Genomic DNA, 19726 nt, shown 5'->3' on the forward strand with positions numbered 1-19726 from the left:
CCTGATAGCTTATGCCGTAAATCATTATCGCGAAGTTACTTTATGGCGTAAGGAGTCGCAAGTGGTGGTCTACGCGGGGCAGGGTGACGCCCGCCGTTCGATGGCCCTGCTGTGGCGCACGGAGGACGCCGGGACACCGGGCGGAACGGGACCGGCGCGGTCCGGGCCCAAGCCGGGCCTCACCGTGGACGCGATCGTGACCGCCGCCGTCGCCGTCGCCGACGAGGACGGCATGGCGGCACTGTCGATGCGCGCGGTGGGCGAGCGACTGGGCCGGACCGCCATGGCGCTCTACACGTACGTGCCCGGCAAGAGCGAGCTGCTGGACCTGATGTACGACGCGGTGCACGCCGAACTGCCCGCCGACTACCCCGACACGGGCAACTGGCGCGCGTCGCTGACGAGCTGGGCCGACGACACCCTCACCTTCCACCTCCGCCACCCGTGGGTGCTCCAGGTCTCACAGGCCCGCCCGGTACTGGGCCCGCACGAGTACGCCGGACTCGACACCCTCGTACGCCTGCTGTACGGAACCGGGCTCGACGCGCATGTCGTGCGGCGGCTGATCGGCACGCTCTTCCACTTCGTGCGGGGCTCGGCGCAGACGGTCGCCGAGTCCCGGCAGGCCGCGGCGGTGACGGGCCAGTCCGACGAGGAGTGGTGGTTCGCCCGGTCGGCGCTGCTCGGCGAAGTGGCACCCGACTTCGCCGACCGCTTCCCGGACGTCGGCCGGCTGGAGAGCGAGAGCGCACCCGAGCCGCCGCCCGCCGACGACCCGGTGCCCTACCTGGAGCGCCAGGCCCGCGAGACGTTCACCGTCGGGCTCGGCGTGCTGCTGGACGGGATCGAGGCGGCGGTACGACGGTCGGCTGCGCCGTGAGGCCCGCGGGTCCGGGTCCCACGGCGCGCCTCACCGACTACGGCTTGGGCAGGGTGCACCCGGCCCGGTTGAGGTCGATCCTGCTGGCGGTGCCGATGCACGGCACGATGCCGTAGGTCTCCTGGGCGTAGTTGATGCCCTGGCGGACCGTCACATTGCCGCTCTCGTCGACCTCGCACGGGTTGTTGTCCGTGCACCGCTGGCCGTCCTCGTTACCGGTGTTGTTGACGGCGACGACCTTGCCGGTCGCGTTGTCGATCACCGGGGAGCCGGACGTGCCGCCGATGGTCTGGCAGGCGGAGGTGTAGCGGACCGAGTCCTTCCAGGTCCACTCGCCCTCCTTGAGGCGGTAGACGAAGCCGTCGACATTGCAGCTGTAGGTGCGCTTCCAGTAGCCGGAGACCACCGTGATCGCGGTGCCCTGGACCGGATGTGCGGCGTTGAGCTCCAGCGCCTTGATGCCGTAGGTGCTCTCGATCTGGGCGTAGGTGCGGGTGAGTTGGTACAGCGAGATGTCGGTGTCGGTCATCGTCCCGTACGCGATCTTGCTGGCGCGCAGGGTGCCGACACCGGTGCCGGCGGAGTTCAGCAGGGTGAAGCTACGGGTGGACGACCGGTTCATCACCACCTCGCCCGGGCCCGGGAAGCCGGTCTCCATGCAGTGCCCGTTGGAGAGCACGAGGGCCGGGTCGGACGGCAGCGAAGCTGCGGTCCGGACGACGGAGCCGGAACAGTTGCTGAGCGCGACGGTCCCGGCGAAGTTGACGGCCTTGGCCTTGACCGCCTGCGGCGCGGCCACCTTGGCCGTGGGCGCGACCGCGTCGTGGCTTGTGGCCGCGACAGCAGGCGCCGTTCCCGCTCCGAGGAGCAGAACGGCGAAGAGCGCGCCGACGAGAGGCTTGTTCATGTGGGGGTCCCCTCTGTGACCTCTATGACCGAAGGGTTCCTTCGGCTTTGTCATGCGCATTGTTAAGTGCGTGCCCGCGCGGAGCAAGAGCCTGTTTTCGGCCTGAGGCTGTGCCGTGATCCCTGGTGGATCAGTACACGGCGTCAGATGCGGTGCATCGTAAGGCGGAGGGACGTCCGCATACTGGATGTATTCGGGTGTGCGACGACGCGGCGAGGTGCCGCAGCTGTCGGCGTGCGCCCGCCAGGGAGAACGGGACCGCCCTTAGGGTCGTCGCATGGTGCAGAGCAAGGCTGAAGATGTCGACGGATACCTGGCCGAGACCCCGCCGGAGCGCCGGGAGGCCCTGGGCAGGTTGCGGCAGATGTGCCGTCAGGAACTGAAGGGGTTCACCGAGGTGATGGCGTACGGGATGCCCGCCTACGAACGGAACGGCGTCGGCGAGGTCGCCTTCGCCGGCCAGAAGAACTACATCTCCTTCTACTTGCTGCGCTCCGACGTCCGCGAGGCCTTCGCGGAGCGGCTGGCCGGATACGACATGGGCAAGGCGTGCCTGCGCTTCCGCAAGCCGGAGAACATCGACTTCGACCTCGTGCGCGACCTGCTGCGAGCCACGGCGGCCGGGCCGGGCACGGTCTGCTGAGGCCGGACCGGGCACGGTCTGCCGAGGAAGCCCCGGACCCTGGCCGGCGTCCGTGCAAGTCCCTCGCTCCGGCCGGATCACGCCGCCGGCCGGAGACGTCCCGCCGGCTCGATTGCGTACGGTCGGTCCATGACGACCGACCACGAGTCCGCGCTCGACCTCGACGCGTACCTCGCCCGTATCGGCTGGACCGGCGAGCGGGTCCCCACCGTGGAGGTGCTCCGCTCCGTGCACCGCGCCCACGCACTGGGCATCCCGTTCGAGAACCTGGACCCCGTGCTCGGCAGCGCGCCTTCGCTCGCGCTCGCGGATCTGCAGGCGAAGCTCGTACGCAGCCGGCGCGGCGGGTACTGCTACGAGCAGAACAGCCTGCTCGCCGCCGCACTGACCGCCCTGGGCTTCAAGATCACGCTGCTCTGCGCCCGCGTACTGCTGGGTGTCGCGCCCGGGGACGTACGGCCCCGCACCCACATGCTCATGCGGGCCGAGGTACCGGGTGAGCCGACCCCGTATCTCGCCGACGTCGGCTTCGGTGCGAGCAGTTCACTGCTGGAGCCGATTCGACTGGTGGCGGACGCGGAGCTCCACGACGCCCCGCGTCGTCACCGGCTCGTCCACGCACCGCACGACGGGCCGCTGGAGCTGTGGAAACTGCAGACGCACACCCCGGACGGGAAGTGGGAGGACCAGTACGCGTTCACACTGGAACCGTTCGAGGCGCCGGACTACGAGGTCATCAACTGGCACATCGCGACCAACCCGCGCTCCCCGTTCCAGCACCTGCTGTACGTCCAGCGCACCACCCCGGAGGCCCATCTCGCACTGGTGGGCCGCAGGCTCGTGGAGACCGCGCCGGACGGTACGCGCAAGGAGCGGGAACTCGTGGACGGCGACGAGGTGCTGCGGGTCCTCGCGGCCGACTTCGGCATCCGTCTCCCGGAGGGCACCCGCCTGCCGGAGTGAACGCGCCGCGCGGCGGGCCGAGGGCTTCGGCTCAGCGGGGCCCCGCCCTGCCTCCCCCGCCGCCCGCGTCCCTCACGTGGCGCATCTCACCGGTCAGGCCCCTCACACCCCTATTCCAAGCCCGGCCCCCGCCGCCGCCAGGGGTTCCCACTGTCCGGGGCGGGGCGCACATGGCGATGGAAGACGCGGCGGGCGGACGGCGCTACCCGGGTGGGTCAACCTGCGGGGAATCCCCGCGCAGCCGGTGAAACACCGCCGTAAGCTCGCTGACATGCAGGTCATCCAGTCCACGAAGCTCGCCAATGTCTGTTACGAAATCCGGGGCCCGGTGCTCGAGGAGGCCATGCGGCTGGAAACGGCCGGTCACCGCATCCTCAAGCTGAACACCGGCAACCCTGCCGCGTTCGGGTTCGAGTGCCCGCCCGAGATTCTCGAAGACATCCTGCGCAACCTCGCCGGGGCGCACGGCTACGGCGACGCGAAGGGCCTGCTGTCGGCGCGCCGGGCGGTGATGCAGCACTACCAGACCAAGGGGATCGACCTCGGCGTCGAGGACATCTACCTGGGCAACGGCGTCTCCGAGCTGATCCAGATGTCGATGCAGGCGCTGCTCGACGACGGCGACGAGGTGCTCGTACCCGCTCCGGACTATCCGCTCTGGACCGCCTCGGTGTCGCTGGCCGGCGGCACGGCGGTGCACTACCGGTGCGACGAGCAGGCCGACTGGATGCCGGACCTCGCCGACATCGAGCGGAAGATCACCGATCGCACCAAGGCGATCGTGATCATCAACCCGAACAACCCGACGGGTGCGGTCTACGACGACGAGATGCTGCGCGGGCTGACGGAGATCGCCCGGCGCCACAATCTGGTCGTCTGCTCCGACGAGATCTACGACCGGATCCTGTACGACGGAGCGACCCACACCCCGACCGCGACCATCGCGCCCGATCTGATGGTGCTGACGTTCAACGGGCTCTCCAAGAACTACCGGGTCGCCGGATACCGGTCGGGGTGGCTGGCGGTCTGCGGCCCGAAGGCGCACGCCTCCTCGTACATCGAGGGGCTGACCGTCCTCGCCAATATGCGACTCTGCGCCAACATGCCGTCGCAGCACGCGGTGGCCACGGCGCTCGGCGGGCGGCAGTCGATCAACGACCTGGTGCTGCCGGGCGGCCGGATCCTGGAACAGCGGGACGTCGCGTACGACCTGCTGACACAGATTCCCGGGGTCACCTGCGTGAAGCCGAAGGGGGCGCTGTATCTCTTCCCACGGCTCGACCCGAAGGTGCACAAGATCAAGGATGACCGGCAGATGGTCCTCGACCTGCTGCGGGCCGAGAAGATCATGGTCGTGCAGGGTACGGGGTTCAACTGGCCGGAGCCCGATCACTTCCGCATCGTGACACTGCCCTCGACCGAGGACCTGACGGACGCCGTCCAGCGGATCGGGAACTTCCTGGACGGATACAGCCAGCCCTGACCCTGGTGGCGGCACGCAATATCGGATCGTGGACAAATTTAGACTGATTCCAAGCTAGGATGGTTCCAAGTAACACCAGGAGGCCATCCATGTACGAACCGATCCGCACCAAATCGGTCCACACACCGGCCGACCACGCCGACGACTTCCCGCACCGCTCCCGCGAGGAGGAGCTGGACATCCAGCTGGCCGGACACCTGGCCGCACTCCTCGCGGTCACCGACGAGCTCGGCCTCGGCGTGGCGGGCGACCGCATCGCCGAGCAGGTCGCCCGGCTGCGCGGCGCACCTCCCGCCCGGCACGCCGGCCTGACCGACGCCGCACCGGACACGCTCCACCGCCGCGCGCACGCCCTCGCGGGCCGCGCGCTGGTGGTGGCCGCGTCCCGCGCCGACACCGCGGCCGCGATCCTCGCGGCCGAGCGGATGGACGCGCACACGGCGGCGATGACCGCCGCGACCACCCCGCCGCCCGTCACCACGTCCGGCACCACTGCGCCCGCCCCCGCCCCCGTACGGCTGGTCGGCGCCCTCTGACGGCCCCGGTCCACGGGCCGCGGAGGCGCGTGGACCGGGTGCCACACATCTGCCATCGGCTGCTCCCGTTGCGTACTGGGATGCGCACTTCACCTTCCGTCCACTCAACTCCGTCCGGAATGTGGGTTTCCGCGAGCACGCTTCCCGTGTGAGACGCATCGTGGGAATCGTCCTGGCGGTGCTGCTGATCGGCGGAGTGGCAGTAGCCGTCGTAGCAGGCCGCGACAGCAAGGACACGAGCACGGCAACGAAGACCGTGCGTGGAGTGATCGGGTCGGAGAAGGCGGAGTTCTTCGCCGATCCCGAAGTGGTGAAGGCCCTTGCTGCCAAGGGGTTCACCGTGAAGGCGGAGACGTCCGGGTCCTGGGCGATGGACCAACTTCCCCTCAAGGACTACGACTTCGCCTTCCCCGGCTCGAAGGCACCCGCCGATGAGCTGCAGCGCAGGTCGTCCGTCAAGGGCGGACCGATCCGGCCCTTCTACTCGCCGCTCGTCGTCGTCGCCCACCGCGGCGCCGCGCAGGTGCTGGCGGACAACGGGCTGGCGACACTGAGCGGCAAGTCCAGCGGAAAGCTGCTCATGGCCCCGTACTTGAAGGCCGCGAAGGCGGACCGGACCTGGCAGCAGCTCAAGGGCGCGGGAGAACATGCTGAGTTGACGGGCACGGTGTTCATCACGAGCACCGACCCCGTGGCGTCCAACTCCGGCGCGCTCTACCTCGCCGCCGCCTCGTACGTCGCCGACGGCGGCCGGGTCGCCGCCGACGAGGCCGCTGTCGACCGCACCGCGCCGCTGATGAAGAAGCTGATCCAGGTGCAGGGGGCGCAGCAGACCAGCAGCGACGCGCCGTTCCGGGACTTCATCAGCGGAGTCGGCAATCCGCTGGTCCTGGTGTACGAGTCACAGGTCGCCTCGCTGCTGCTGCAGAAGCAGGAGCTCGGGGATCTGGTCGTCCTCTATCCGGACACCACCGTCTCCAGCGACCACACCCTCGTACCGCTGACCGACTCGGGACGGCAGTTCGGCGAACTGCTCTCCACCGACCGGCGCCTGCGCGAGCTCGCCGTACGGCACGGTTTCCGCCCCCAGGGCGCGGCGGCCGAGTTCACCGCCGCGACCGCCGGTCACACCGACTACATCGACCAACAGCTGACCGGGATCCGCCAGGCGCCCGTGCCCACCGCAACGGTGCTGCGCGCGATGGCCCGCCGGACCCGCGGCTGATGACCCACGCTTCCCGGGAGACCTCACCCATGACCGGAGCCGAGCCGCAGCCGCTCGTCCTCACTCCGCCCGAGCCCGTCGCCCCCGTCCGTACCGAGCAGGCCGCCGGTCTCGTCCCGGTCGACGACTCGGTGCGCACGGAGATGACCCGACGTGCCACCGAGTACGTCGGCAGCCTCGCCGGGCTCGACGCCCGCTCGCCCGAGTTCACCACCAGGATCGGGGAGATCGCCGCCCTCGGGCAGGGCGACATCCGCAGCGCCGCCCAGCAGTCCAACCGGATGCTGGACCGTACGGTCCGCGAGCTCTCCGCCGGATCGGGGGACGGGGACGCGCAGTCGAGGGTCGGTGCCTCGCTCGTCGAGCTGCGCCGCACCGTCGAGGACCTCGATCCGCGCGACACCCCCGGCCGCGGCGCCCGCCGGCTGCTGGCGAGACTTCCCGGCGGCAACAGGCTGCGCGACCATGTCGCGAAGTACGCCTCCGCACAGTCCACCCTCAACAGGATCGTCGGCTCGCTCCGCGGCGGCCAGGACGAACTGCGCCGCGACAACGCCGCTCTGCACACCGAGCGCACCCGGCTCTGGGAGACGATGGGCAAGCTCCAGGAGTACGTGGTCCTCACCGAGGCCCTGGACGGCGCCGTCGAGCAGCGCATCCGGGCGACGGAGGCCGCCGACCCCGTGCAGGCGGACGCCCTGCGGGCCGATGTGCTGTTCCCTGTACGGCAGAAGCACCAGGATCTGCTGACCCAGCTCGCGGTCTGCGCGCAGGGGTATCTGGCGATGGACGTCGTGCGCCGCAACAACGAGGAGCTGATCAGGGGCGTCGACCGCGCCGCGACCACGACGGTCTCCGCGCTGCGGATCGCCGTGATGCTGGCATCGGCGCTGGAGAGCCAGCGCAAGGTGAGCGAACAGGTGCAGGTGCTGCGCTCCACGACGGAGGATCTGATCCGCGGCAATGCGGAGATGCTCGCCACGCAGAGCGGGGAGATCCAGCGGATCGCCGCCGACCCTGCGGTGGGTGCGGAGACGCTGCGGACGGCGTTCCAGCAGATCTACCGCACGCTGGACGCGATCGACACGTACAAGGTGCAGGCGACCGAGTCCATGGCGGCGACCGTCGAGTCACTGACGGCCGAACTCCAGCAGGCGAGCAGCCACTTGGAGCGCAGCCGGTCCGCGGGCGCCCTCGAGGGCGGTGGTCTCGGATGACCAGCCGGCTGAGAAGACTGCGACGCCGGGTGTCGCGCACACTCGCGTCGCTGCTGGCCGCCGCGGTGCTCGTACCGCTGGCGGCGTGTTCGGCGACGGACGGTCCCGAGCCGCCCGGGAAGAAGGATGACGGCGCTCCTCGGACCGGGACGCTGCGGGTGCTCGCTTCCAGCGAACTCGCCGATATGAAGCCTCTGTTGGAGCAGGCCCGAAAGGCGACCGGGATCACCGTGCGGCCCACCTGGACCGGAACGCTCGACGCCGTCGAACAGCTCGGGTCCGGGAAGGCGGACGGGGCGTACGACGCGGTGTGGCTGTCGTCCGACGACTATCTGCGGCTCCGTCCGGACGCGGCGAAGCGGATCACTTCCGAGACCCCGCTGATGACGTCGCCGGTCGCCCTCGGCGTCAAGCCGTCGGTGGTGAAACGACTCGGCTGGGACCAGGTGGACGTCACCTGGACGCAGGTGCACCAGGCGGTCGCCGACGGGCGGCTGACGTACGGCATGACGGATCCGGCGCGCTCCAACTCCGGTTTCTCCGCACTGGTTTCGGTCGCCTCTGCGCTGTCCGGCGCCCAGTCCGCGCTGACCGACGCCGATGTCCGCAAGGCCGACGGGAAGCTGAAGGAGTTCTTCGGCGGGCAGCGGCTGACCTCGGGTTCCTCCGGCTGGCTGGCCACCGCGTACACCCGGCGCGGCACGGTCGACGCGCTGATCAACTACGAGTCCGTGCTGCTCTCCCTCAACCGGGACAGTCACACCGGGCTCACCGTGATCCGCCCGCGCGACGGTGTGGTGACGGCCGACTACCCGCTGAGCCTGCTCGCCGCCGCCTCGCCCGACGCCAAGGACGCGGTCCGCGCCCTGACCTCGTACCTCCGCTCCCCCGCCGTTCAGCGGCAGCTGACCCGGGAGACGTTCCGCCGCCCGGTCGTCGCCTCCGTACGGCCGGCGGCGCCGCTGGCCGCCGAGGCCCGTCGGGAACTTCCGTTCCCCGGCTCGCGATCCGTCGCGGACGGGCTGCTCGACAGTTACGAGAACAAGCTCCGGCGGCCCTCGCGCACCGTGTACGTGCTGGACACGTCCGGGTCGATGCAGGGCGAGCGGCTACGGAAGCTGAAGGCGGCGCTGACCGGGCTGACCGCGGACTTCCGGGAACGCGAGGAGGTCACCTTGCTGCCGTTCGGATCGTCGGTGAAGCGGGCACGTACGCATACGGTCGATCCCGCCGACCCACGGGCCGGCCTCGCGGCGATCAAGGCGGACACCGCCGCCCTGACCGCGAGCGGCGAAACCGCGATCTTCTCGAGTCTGGAGTCGGCCTACGACCGGCTGGGTCCGGACACCGAGTCCGCGTTCACCTCGATCGTCCTGATGACGGACGGCGAGAACACGACGGGCGACTCGGCCGACGACTTCACCGCCTTCTACCGCTCGCTCCCGGCGGCGCGCCGCGCCACCCCCGTCTTCCCGGTCGTCTTCGGCGACTCGGACCGCGCGGAACTGGACGCGATCGCCACCCTGACCGGCGGCCGGCTCTTCGACGCGACGAAGGACCAGGGGCCGGGCTCCCTGGACGGGGCATTCGAGGAGATCCGTGGCTACCAGTAGAACGCCGGGCAGGGTCATGGCGTACGTCGAGTCCCGCAAGAACCTCACCGGAAGTGCGTGCGGGATCGCCGGGCTCGCCCTCACCTTCACGGGACTGGCGGGTGCGTACTGGCCGGTGGTGATCGTCGGGCTGTACGGCGCCGGCGCACTGATCGCCCCGCCCGAGCGGCCGCCCGCGCCGGACTTCCCCGATCCGTCCGCCCAGCTGGAGACGGTGCGGGCCGACTTCGCGACCCTGCGGGAGTATCTGGCCGAAGTGGATCTGCCGCCGGCCGCCTCCGGACGGCTCGTCGAGCTGACCGGGCTGCTGGAAGGGCTGCTCGCACCCGGCTGGGTCTCCGAGGCCCTCGCCACCGACCCGGAAGCCATCCATTCCCTGTCCCGCGCCGTGCACCAGGACATCCCGGAATCAGTCGACACGTATCTGCGGACCCGCTGGTGGACGCGGCTGACGCCGGGGAACGAGCCGCCCGAGCGCCCGCTCGAACAGCAGCTGTCGCTGCTGCACCGGGAGGCGGAGTCGCTGGCCACGGGGTTGCGGGAGGCCGAGGCACGCCGGCAGCAGACGCACACGCGGTATCTGGAGGACCGGGGTGGGGCGAACTGAGCCCCGCACGCCCGGCCGGCCTCCCGGCGGCCCCGCCGGAGGTCATGTGAAGGAATAGTGCAGAAATGTGCAGATCTCATGCGTAGACCTGCAGCATTGTGCGGACGTTCCCTGTAAAAGGGGCGGGCAAGGGCGACCCCCGGAACCGTAAGGGGATTCCGGGGGCCGTACCGCGTCGGGCCGTTGAACCACAGGTCAGGGTGGATGTCGGGTGACCCGGCCGCGGAGTGTGCATGGGGGGCGCACTTCGGGAGTGCGCCCCGGCGGACGTCAGCCCAGACGCTGGACCAGCGCGCGGTACTCGTCCCACAGCTCCTTCGGCGTGTGGTCACCGAAGGTGTTGAGGTGCTCGGGGACCAGCGCCGCCTCCTCGCGCCAGACCTCCTTGTCGACCGTGAGCAGGAAGTCCAGCTCGGACTCCGAGAGGTCCAGGCCGTTGGTGTCCAGCGAACCCTTGGCGGGCAGGATGCCGATCGGCGTCTCGACGCCCTCGGCCTTGCCCTCCAGGCGCTCGACGATCCACTTCAGGACGCGGCTGTTCTCACCGAAGCCCGGCCACACGAACTTGCCCGCCTCGTTCTTGCGGAACCAGTTCACGTAGTAGATCTTCGGCAGCTTGGACTGGTCGGGCTTGTCGGCACCGACCTTGATCCAGTGGTTCATGTAGTCGCCCATGTTGTAACCGCAGAACGGCAGCATGGCGAACGGGTCGCGGCGCAGCTCGCCGACCTTGCCCTCGGCGGCGGCGGTCTTCTCGGAGGCCACGTTCGCGCCGAGGAAGACACCGTGCTGCCAGTCGAAGGACTCGGTGACCAGCGGTACGGCCGAGGCGCGGCGGCCACCGAAGAGGATGGCCGAGATCGGCACACCCTTCGGGTCCTCCCACTCCGGCGCGATGATCGGGCACTGCCCGGCCGGCACGGTGAAGCGGGCGTTGGGGTGGGCGGCGGGCGTCTCGGACGCGGGCGTCCAGTCGTTGCCCTTCCAGTCCGTGAGGTGGGCGGGGGCCGTCTCGGTCATGCCCTCCCACCACACGTCACCGTCGTCGGTGAGCGCGACGTTCGTGAAGACGGAGTTGCCCCACATGGTCTTCATGGCGTTGGCATTGGTGTGCTCGCCGGTGCCGGGCGCGACGCCGAAGAATCCGGCCTCGGGGTTGATCGCGTAGAGGCGGCCGTCCTCACCGAACCGCATCCAGGCGATGTCGTCGCCGATGGTCTCGACGGTCCAGCCGGAGATCGTGGGCTCCAGCATGGCGAGGTTGGTCTTGCCGCAGGCGCTCGGGAACGCGGCGGCCACGTACTTCGACTCACCCCGCGGCGGGGTGAGCTTCAGGATCAGCATGTGCTCGGCGAGCCAGCCCTCGTCACGGGCCATCACCGAGGCGATACGGAGCGCGTAGCACTTCTTGCCGAGCAGCGCGTTGCCGCCGTAGCCGGAGCCGTACGACCAGATCTCGCGGTCCTCGGGGAAGTGCGAGATGTACTTGGTGGAGTTGCACGGCCACGGAACGTCCTGCTGACCCTCCTCCAGGGGCGCGCCCAGGGTGTGGACGGCCTTGACGAAGAAGCCGTCGGTGCCGAGCTCGTCGAGGACCTCCTGGCCCATGCGGGTCATGGTGCGCATGGAGACGGCGACGTACGCGGAGTCGGTGATCTCGACGCCGATCGCGGACAGCGGGGAGCCGACGGGGCCCATGCAGAACGGGACGACGTACATCGTGCGACCGCGCATGGAACCGCGGAAGACGCCCTGCTCACCCGTGAAGATCTCCCGCATCTCGGCGGGGGCCTTCCAGTGGTTCGTCGGGCCCGCGTCCTCCTCCTTCTCGGAGCAGATGAAGGTGCGGTCCTCGACACGGGCCACATCGCTCGGGTCGGAGGCGGCGTAGTACGAGTTCGGCCGCTTCGTCTCGTCGAGCTTGGTGAACGTGCCGTTGCCCACGAGCTCCCCGCACAGGCGCTCGTACTCGGCCTCGGAGCCGTCACACCAGACCACACGGTCCGGCTGGGTGAGGGCTGCGATCTCATTCACCCAGGTGACGAGCTCCTGGTGACGGGTGGGAACAGTGAGGGGAGCCGCGATGTCGCGCGCCACGATCGCTCCTTGTTGAGGGTGTCTTCTTGGTAGGTGCCCCGTGGGGGCCGCGACCCGGATGCTTCGTAGCCGCTCATCCGGTGCCGACCGCACTCATTTGATCATCCGACCGATTCGCCCATATGTCCAGGGGGCCGCCCACGTGAGCATCACCACTCATGTTCGCAACTTACGGAGGCGTAGGTAGCATGCGGACATGACTGCTGCCGCCGCGCCCGAACCAGCCGAGGCCGAACCCGAGGTCGAACCAGCCGGGCCCGACCCGGCCGAGGTGGCGCTGCCGTTCCCGGTGAAGCCACACCTGCGCGGCTGGCTGCACGCCGGAATGTTCCCCGCGGTACTGATCGCGGGGATCGTGCTGATCGCACTCACGGACAGCACCCGCGGCCGGATCGCCTGCGGCATCTACATCGTGACCGCATGCCTGCTCTTCGGAGTGAGCGCGGTCTATCACCGCGGCACATGGGGCCCGCGCGGCGAGGCGGTGCTGCGCCGGCTCGACCACGCCAACATCTTCCTGATCATCGCGGGCACCTACACACCACTGACCCTGCTGCTGCTCCCGGAGTCGACCGGGCGCCCGCTGCTCTGGGCGGTCTGGGCGGCGGCCGTGGCCGGCATCGCCTTCCGGGTGTTCTGGGTCGGCGCCCCCCGCTGGCTCTACACACCCTGCTACATAGCGATGGGATGGGCGGCGGTCTTCTTCCTGCCCGACTTCATGCGCACCGGCGGGATCGCGGTGCTCGTCCTGGTGATCGTCGGCGGGCTGCTCTACAGCGCCGGCGGCGTCATCTACGGCATCAAACGGCCCAACCCGTCACCCCGATGGTTCGGCTTCCACGAGGTCTTCCACTCGCTGACCCTGGCGGCGTTCGTCGTGCACTACGTCGGCATCTCGCTGGTGGCGTACAACCACAGCTGAGCGCCCTCCCCTTGTGCCCCTCAGTGGCCGCGACCCGAAGGCCGCGGCCACTTCGCATGCCCCGCTCCGGCACGGACCGCCGGACACCGGCATGGCCCCGGCGCCCGCCGATGCCCGACAATGGCGATCATGGCCGCCACCCCCCGTACCTCGCCTCCCACCTCCGTCGAGGTGCAGCCCCGGCCGGGGCTGCGCGAACGGAAGAAGCTCAAGACCAGGACGGCTATCCGGCGCTCGACGTACCGACTGATCGCCGAGCAGGGGTACGACGCGACCACGATCGAACAGATCGCGGAAGCAGCCGAGGTGTCGCCGAGCACCGTATTCCGGTACTTCGCGACCAAGGAGGACATCGTCCTCACCGACGAGTACAACCCCCTCCTGGAAGCGGAGACACGCAAGCGCCCGGCGGACGAACCCCCGCTGCAGTCGATGCGGTTCGTCGTGACGGAGGCGCTGGCGACGCTCCTCGCCACCGAGGAGGAGGAGCTTCGCCGCCGCACCCGGCTGATGGTGGAGGTCCCCGCGATCCGCGCGCGGATGTCGGAGACCATGTCGGACACCGCGAAGGTCCTGGCCCGAGTGCTCGCCGACCGCAGCGGCCGCGGCGCCGACGACCTCGAGGTCCGGGTGTTCGTCGCGGCGGTGCTGGGGGCGCTGCGCGAGGTGACGCTGTACTGGGGCGAGCACGGTCAGAAGGGTGACCTGATCGCGATGGTCGACCAGGCCCTGGACACGCTCGAGGGCGGCCTGACGCTCTGACGCCTCCGGCGCGGTCGTCACCCGCGCGACCGAGCCCGGCCGCCCCCGGTCACCCCCCGAGCTTCCGCGCCAGCTCCTGCGCATCCGTCGTCGGCGCATCGCACACGAAGTGCCGACAGACGTATGCGGTCGGCGCTCCGTCCACCATCGGCCGGTCCGCCAGCAGCGGAAACTCCGTACCGCCCGTCCCGCCCACCGCGACCACAGCGCCCGGCGCACGCCCCAGCAGCGCCGTGCGGTGCAGTTCGCCGCCGACCGGACCGTTGACCGCCACCTCGCGCGGACCGTCGACCAGCGCCTCCGCGACCGCGAGGCCCCATCCGATGAACCGGGGCACCCGCGGCCCGAGCGCCTTCACCACCCCCGACGCGCCCTCCGCCGCGGCGCGATGGGCCTCCGAGCCGGTGTACGCCGCGTACGAGAGCAGCGCACCGGCCGCCGCCGTCCAGCCCGCCGGTGTCGCACTGTCGGTGGGGTCCTGCGGGCGGCGGATCAGCTGTTCCGCGTCGTCCGCCGTGTCGTACAACTGCCCTCCCTCACCGGTGAAGTGCTGAAGCACGATATCGAGCAGGAAGCCGGCGAACTCCAGCCAGACCCCCTCGCCGGTGACGGCGGCCAGCGTGAGGAAACCCTCCGCGACATCGCCGTAGTCCTCCAGCACCCCGGCGTTGTCTCCCGTCCGGCCGTCCTTGGACGTACGGGCCAGCCGGGCGACATCTCCCATATGGACCCGGACCAGCAGGTCGGCCGCTTCGGTGGCGCGCTCGATCAGATCGGGACGGTCGAAGTACGCCCCGGTCTCGGCGAGCGCGGCGATCGCCAGACCGTTCCAGGCCGCCACCACCTTGTCGTCCCGTCCGGGACGCGCCCGCTCCTCGCGGGCCGCCAGCAGCCGTGCCCGTACGCCGACGGCCCGTTCCGCATCCACCGCCGCGTCGGTGCGCGGCAGTTGCAGCACGGAGGAGCCCTCCTCGAAGGTGCCCTCCTCCGTCACCCCGAAGAGTTCGGCGGCGAACGCGGCGTCCTCGTCACCCAGCACCTCGCGCAGCTGCGCGGGCGTCCACACGTAGTACGCGCCCTCCACGTGCTTGCCGTCGCCGTCCTCGCTGTCCGCGTCGAGCGCGGAGGCGAACCCGCCCTCTGCGGTACGCAGTTCCCGCACCATGAAGTCGGCGGTCTCCAGAGCGACCCGGCGGGCCAGCTCGGACCCCGTGGCCCGCCACAGATGGGCGTACACCCGGCAGAGCAACGCGTTGTCGTAGAGCATCTTCTCGAAGTGCGGCACGACCCATTCCCGGTCCACCGAGTACCGGGCGAACCCGCCGGCGAGCTGGTCGTACATCCCGCCCCTGGCCATCGCCTCACAGGTGTCGGCGGCCATCTGGAGGGCACCCTCGGCGCCGGTACGCGCGTGGTGGCGCAGCAGGAACTCGATCGTCATGGACGGCGGGAACTTCGGGGCGCCACCGAAGCCGCCGTGCTTCTCGTCGTACTCACGGCTCAGCCCGAGCAGCGCCTGCGCCAGCTCCGACTCGCCCGGCAGTCCCTCGCCGCCGTGCACCAGCGAGCGGCCCGCCAGATCGCGGACGATGCGCCCGGCGACCTCGTTGACCTCGTCGTGGCGGTCGGTCCAGGCGGAGACGACACCTTCGAGCACCTGGAGGAAGGACGGCATGCCGTGGCGGGGCTCGGGCGGGAAGTACGTACCGAAGTAGAAGGGCTCGGCGCCGGCGGTCAGGAAGACGGTCATGGGCCAGCCGCCCTGACCGGTCGCGGCCTGCACGGCCTCCATGTACACGGCGTCGACGTCGGGCCGCTCCTCGCGGTCGACCTTCACCGGGACGAAGTGCGCGTTCAGATAAGCGGCGACCTCCCCGTCCTCGAACGACTCGTGCGCCATGACATGGCACCAATGGCAGCTCGCATAGCCGACGCTCAGCAGCACCGGCACGTTCCGGCTGCGCGCCTCCTCGAACGCCTCGGGCGACCACGGCCACCAGTCGACCGGATTGTCGGCGTGCTGGAGGAGGTACGGAGACGTCTCATGGGCCAGGCGGTTCGGCATACCTCCATCCTGCCTGAACGGACCCGCTCCATCCCATGACCCGGCCCTCGAACCGCAGGATCGATGCCGCCACTCGGTCCGCCTTCTTCCGGACCGGATGCCTCCCGATCGCGTCGTCCGCGAGCGGGCCGCCGATCGCGCAGCGCCCGTAGCCCCGGCCGGTGGCTCCGCTGCAGATGTGGTTGCACGTGCTCTCCGGCTCCTGCTGCTCTCGGAAGCGCCCGTTTCCCGGTCCCACGCCTGCCAGGTCTCCCCGCCGCTGCCGGAAATCCCACCGACCGGGTACCTCGGCCCGGCCTTCTCGCCCGTTCGGCCGGGCACGCCGCTCCCTCGGCGCATACAAGGGCTTCCCGCTGCCGACGGCGCACACAGCGCCTGTCGCGCTCAGCGGCATGCTTCGCCCCACCAGGCATCCGGGCCCGTCGACCGCGCGCAACAGCTGCTCAGGCGACGGCACTTACCCCGCTTGCTCTCGCGCTCAGCCGCCCCACACAGGACACTTGTCCCGAACCGAAGCTCTCGGAGGGGGACGAACATGCGGGACAGCCACCGGGCCGAAGCCGAACGGCTGTTGGTACGCGCCGTGGAGGAAGAGGTACGCCGATCGGGCGGCCGGACCGACGCCGCGGCGCTGCTGGCGCGCGGGCGGGCCGCCCTCGATTCACTGGTGGCCGACGCGGGTGAGGAGTACGCGGCGTACGTCCAGGCACTCGACGCGACGGAGGCCGGACAGCAGCCCCTGTCGAAGCGGTTCAGCAAGGCGACGATGGGAACCCCCCTACTGGTGACCGGAGTTGCCGCGGCCGCTGCATTCGGCGCGGATGTCGTGCTCGGCACTGCGGCCGGGCCTGCGCTCGGCGCGGGCGCCGTCGTCGCCGTCGCGGGCGCCGCGACCACCGTCGCCAAGGTGACCGCCTCGCACTGGCCCGCCGCCCACCGCAAGGCGGGCGCGCTGAGTCAGCCCGGCGGCCCCGAGCAGCTGCGGCTGCAGTGGCTGGCGGCACTGGAGGTGCGGGGCATACGCCCGTTCCTGGACCAGCAGCGGATGCTGACCGCGTCGTCCCGCGTTCCGAAGAAGAAGGCCGCCACCGTCGTGCCGCAGCTGCGCGGCGGGGACCGCAGTTCGGCGGCGCGCACCCGGTCGCTGCTCAGCCAGTCCTTCAGCCATCTGCCCGCCCCCGACGGGCCGTTCGCGGGCCGCCGGGCCGAGCTGGCACAGATCGCCCGGTGGGTGCACGCGGCCCGGGCCTCGACGGAGACGAAGCCGACCGTCGTCGTGCTGCACGGCGAGCCCGGCTCGGGGCGCACCACCCTCGCCGTGCGGGCGGCACACGAACTCAAGGACCAGTTCCGGGGTGCCTGCGTGGTGGATCTGCGCTCCGACGTCACCGGCGAGAACCCGCTGCCGACCCGTGACGCACTGCTGCATCTGCTGAACCGCCTGGGAGCGCCCCGTGAGCAGCTGCTGTTCCGGGAGGGGGGCTCCTCCGGCCGAACGGGGTCGAAGGACTGGGGAAGGTCCTCCGCTGAGCAGCAGGTGCGACGGCTCGGCGAGCTGTACCACCAGCATCTGACCGGTACACCGGTGACGGTCGTACTCGACGACGCCGGCGACCCGGCGCAGGTCCGCACGCTCATCCCCGAGCGCTCCGACAGCCTGGTCCTCGTCACCGCCCGCGCGCCCCTGGACCTGCCTGCCGACGTCCCGGCCTGGGTGCACCAGCTGCCGGTGGGTCCGCTGGACGCGGCGGGCGCGGAGGAGCTGCTGCGCGCGTCGGCCGAGGAGCAGGAGCTGGGGCCGTACGACTCCCAGTCGACCGACACCGTCACCGAGCTGTGCGGCGGCCTGCCGCTGGCACTGCGTGTCGCGGGCTCCTCGCTCGGGGCGCGTACCCGCAGCTCGCTGGCCACCGATCTCGCCGCGTACGGTCCGGTGGCTCCCGTCGAGCGTGCCCTGTGGCTGCGCTACACCGACCAATCCGAGCAGGCGCGGCGACTGCTGCGCCGGCTCGCGCTGGCCGGGCGCGCCAGCCTGGGCGCCGCGGCAGCCGCGGCGCTGCTGTCCGCCGAGGAGCAGGAGGCGCAGCGCCTGCTGACGGTCCTGTGCCGAGCCGGGCTCCTCGATCATGTACGGGGCTCGCGCTACCGGCTGCACGATCTGGTGCGGGGCTTCGCCCTGGCCCGGCTGCTCGACGAGGAGGAGGCGGCGGAGCGTACCGCCGCGCAGGAGCGGCTGATCCACAACTATGCGGAGCTCGCCGGTGCGGTGATCCGGATGGTCGACGGCAAGATGTCCACCCGGGCGGGGCAGTTCGGCTCGCACGGCTTCGCCTCGCTGGACGCGGCGCTGCGCTGGCTGGACGACGAGTCGAGCTTCATCACCTCCGCGCTGCGGCACGCGGAGGGCGTCGACCAGGGGGCCGTGCTGGATCTGCTGGGCGCGCTGTGCGACTACTGCCTGCTGCGCGGCGACCTCTACCGGCTGGGCGAGATCAGTGAGTTGACGCAGGCCGTCGACAAGGGGCTGCTCGAGCGGTCGGTGCAGTGGCGTACCGGTATCGCGGCCCGGCAGCTCGGTGAACTGGACAAGGCCCGTACCACCCTGTCGTCGGTCGTCGGCCTCTACCGTGAGGCGCAGAACGAGGCGGGCACGGCGCTGGCGCTCTGCTCGCTCGGCATCACCCTGCATCACCAGGGCAACCTGACCGAGGCGGCGGCGCGGTTGCGTGAGGCGATCGGGCTGCAGTCCTCGGACGGGCAGGCCGCGGACCGGGCCTGGTCGCTGCACGCGCTGGCCGCCGTCGAGCGTGACCGCGGCCGTCTCGCCGAGGCCATGGACCTCCTCGACACGGCGCTGATCCTGCACCGGGAGGGCGAGTCGCTGCACGGCGAGGCGTGGGCGCGGTTCCAGCTGGGCCAGACCCTGCTGCGGATGGGCGATGTGGCGGGGGCCGACGAGGCGCTGCGCACGGCGCTGGATCTGTACGGCCGCACCCGTGACGAGCGCGGCGAGGCCTGGGCGCTGACCCAGCTGGCGCGCGCCCGGCTGCTCGACGGCGAGGCGGCCCCGGCGGTCGACGAGCTGCGCCGGGCGCTGTCCCTGCACCGGGACAGCGAGGACGCGCGCGGCGAGGCGTGGACGCTGTACTACCTGGGGCAGGCCCTTGAGGAGACGGGCGACACCGATCAGGCGGTACGGGAGCTGGAACGGGCGCGCACGATGTTCTCCCGGATGCGGGACGTGTACGGGCTGGCGTGTGCCCGGCACCACTCGGGCCGGGTCACCCGCGACCAGCGGGCCGCCCAGACCGGCAATCTGCGCAACTCCGGCTTCGCCCGGCAGCTCCTGGTCGACGCCCGGGCCGACTTCCGGCGGATCGGTGTCGCCCACGGCGAGGCGTGGACCTGCCTGGAGCTGGTCCTGATCGACGCGGGCAACAACCGCGCGCCGCAGGCACTGGCTCTGTGCGACGAGGCGGCGCAGCTGTTCGACTCGTACGGCGACACGCGGGGCGCCGACTGGGCCCGCTTCCTGCGCTGCACTCTGCTGCCGTACGCGTCGGCGGGCGGCACGGAGGTGGGCGCGGTGGTGGCCCAGCAGGAGCTCGCCGACCTGCTCGGGGCCGGCCGTCCGACCCGTGACAGCAAGCTGGAGGACTGCGCGGAGGCGTTCACCGTGGTCCTGAACCGCGGGGTCGACCTGGAGGACGGCTGGCAGGCCTGGCGCCTGGGCATGACTCCGACCCGCCACGCCCGCGAAATCATGGGCGTACCGGTGGGGGCGAGGCCGTAGGACGGTGCCCAGG

General features: G+C 70.8%; 15 protein-coding genes. 12 read left to right on the plus strand and 3 right to left on the minus strand.

Going from position 1 to position 19726, the window contains the following annotated elements; genetic code table 11:
- The first annotated feature begins 61 nt into the window (after positions 1-61).
- On the plus strand, positions 62-880 hold the full coding sequence (locus OG963_RS18800; protein WP_371799265.1) for a TetR/AcrR family transcriptional regulator C-terminal domain-containing protein: 819 nt from the start codon (positions 62-64) through the stop codon (positions 878-880).
- 37 nt (positions 881-917) lie between these two features.
- On the opposite strand, the gene OG963_RS18805 is transcribed toward OG963_RS18800, so the two are convergent.
- Complete coding sequence (locus tag OG963_RS18805; protein WP_093929496.1) at positions 918-1787, minus strand: serine protease; 870 nt, start codon at positions 1785-1787, stop codon at positions 918-920.
- Positions 1788-2064: 277 nt separating this feature from the next.
- Between OG963_RS18805 and OG963_RS18810 the strand changes: the two genes are divergently transcribed.
- The 8 genes from OG963_RS18810 to OG963_RS18845 all read left to right on the plus strand — a co-directional run bounded on the left by OG963_RS18810 (position 2065) and on the right by OG963_RS18845 (position 10074).
- Positions 2065-2430, plus strand: coding sequence for an iron chaperone (locus OG963_RS18810; RefSeq protein WP_093773010.1), 366 nt, complete (start codon positions 2065-2067; stop codon positions 2428-2430).
- Positions 2431-2559: 129 nt separating this feature from the next.
- Positions 2560-3393 (plus strand): arylamine N-acetyltransferase, encoded by an 834-nt coding sequence (locus OG963_RS18815; protein ID WP_093773012.1) that lies wholly within the window; start codon positions 2560-2562, stop codon positions 3391-3393.
- 271 nt (positions 3394-3664) lie between these two features.
- Positions 3665-4876 carry a pyridoxal phosphate-dependent aminotransferase gene (locus OG963_RS18820; RefSeq protein WP_093773014.1) on the plus strand — a complete coding sequence of 404 codons (1212 nt, stop codon included), beginning with the start codon at positions 3665-3667 and terminating at the stop codon, positions 4874-4876.
- Positions 4877-4965: 89 nt separating this feature from the next.
- The gene (locus tag OG963_RS18825) at positions 4966-5412 is read left to right on the plus strand and encodes a hypothetical protein (RefSeq protein WP_256223449.1); all 447 of its coding nucleotides are present in this window, start codon (positions 4966-4968) and stop codon (positions 5410-5412) included.
- A gap of 121 nt (positions 5413-5533) precedes the next feature.
- Positions 5534-6637 (plus strand): substrate-binding domain-containing protein, encoded by a 1104-nt coding sequence (locus OG963_RS18830; protein WP_176902148.1) that lies wholly within the window; start codon positions 5534-5536, stop codon positions 6635-6637.
- The gene (locus OG963_RS18835; protein ID WP_093773016.1) at positions 6637-7854 is read left to right on the plus strand and encodes a toxic anion resistance protein; all 1218 of its coding nucleotides are present in this window, start codon (positions 6637-6639) and stop codon (positions 7852-7854) included. Before OG963_RS18830 ends, OG963_RS18835 begins: the two co-directional genes overlap by 1 nt.
- Positions 7851-9467, plus strand: a complete 1617-nt coding sequence (locus tag OG963_RS18840; RefSeq protein WP_093773018.1) for a substrate-binding and VWA domain-containing protein — start codon at positions 7851-7853, stop codon at positions 9465-9467. The genes OG963_RS18835 and OG963_RS18840 overlap by 4 nt, the downstream gene beginning before the upstream one ends.
- Entirely contained in the window at positions 9454-10074 is a 621-nt protein-coding gene (locus OG963_RS18845) for a hypothetical protein (protein WP_371127903.1), read from the plus strand. The genes OG963_RS18840 and OG963_RS18845 overlap by 14 nt, the downstream gene beginning before the upstream one ends.
- Positions 10075-10344: 270 nt before the next feature.
- Here the strand turns inward: OG963_RS18845 and OG963_RS18850 are convergent, their stop codons facing one another.
- Positions 10345-12171, minus strand: a complete 1827-nt coding sequence (locus OG963_RS18850) for a phosphoenolpyruvate carboxykinase (GTP) (protein WP_093773022.1) — start codon at positions 12169-12171, stop codon at positions 10345-10347.
- Between the two features lie 196 nt (positions 12172-12367).
- Between OG963_RS18850 and OG963_RS18855 the strand changes: the two genes are divergently transcribed.
- Positions 12368-13093 carry a hemolysin III family protein gene (locus OG963_RS18855; protein WP_030914778.1) on the plus strand — a complete coding sequence of 242 codons (726 nt, stop codon included), beginning with the start codon at positions 12368-12370 and terminating at the stop codon, positions 13091-13093.
- 129 nt (positions 13094-13222) lie between these two features.
- Positions 13223-13855 carry a TetR/AcrR family transcriptional regulator gene (locus tag OG963_RS18860; protein WP_093773411.1) on the plus strand — a complete coding sequence of 211 codons (633 nt, stop codon included), beginning with the start codon at positions 13223-13225 and terminating at the stop codon, positions 13853-13855.
- A 49-nt stretch (positions 13856-13904) separates the two neighbouring features.
- On the opposite strand, the gene OG963_RS18865 is transcribed toward OG963_RS18860, so the two are convergent.
- On the minus strand, positions 13905-15920 hold the full coding sequence (locus OG963_RS18865) for a thioredoxin domain-containing protein (protein WP_093773024.1): 2016 nt from the start codon (positions 15918-15920) through the stop codon (positions 13905-13907).
- A 535-nt stretch (positions 15921-16455) separates the two neighbouring features.
- Here OG963_RS18865 and OG963_RS18870 point away from each other — a divergent pair.
- Positions 16456-19713, plus strand: coding sequence for a tetratricopeptide repeat protein (locus OG963_RS18870; protein ID WP_371799266.1), 3258 nt, complete (start codon positions 16456-16458; stop codon positions 19711-19713).
- Positions 19714-19726: the final 13 nt, after the last annotated feature.

The sequence above is a fragment of the Streptomyces sp. NBC_01707 genome, assembly GCF_041438805.1.
Lineage (GTDB): Bacteria > Actinomycetota > Actinomycetes > Streptomycetales > Streptomycetaceae > Streptomyces.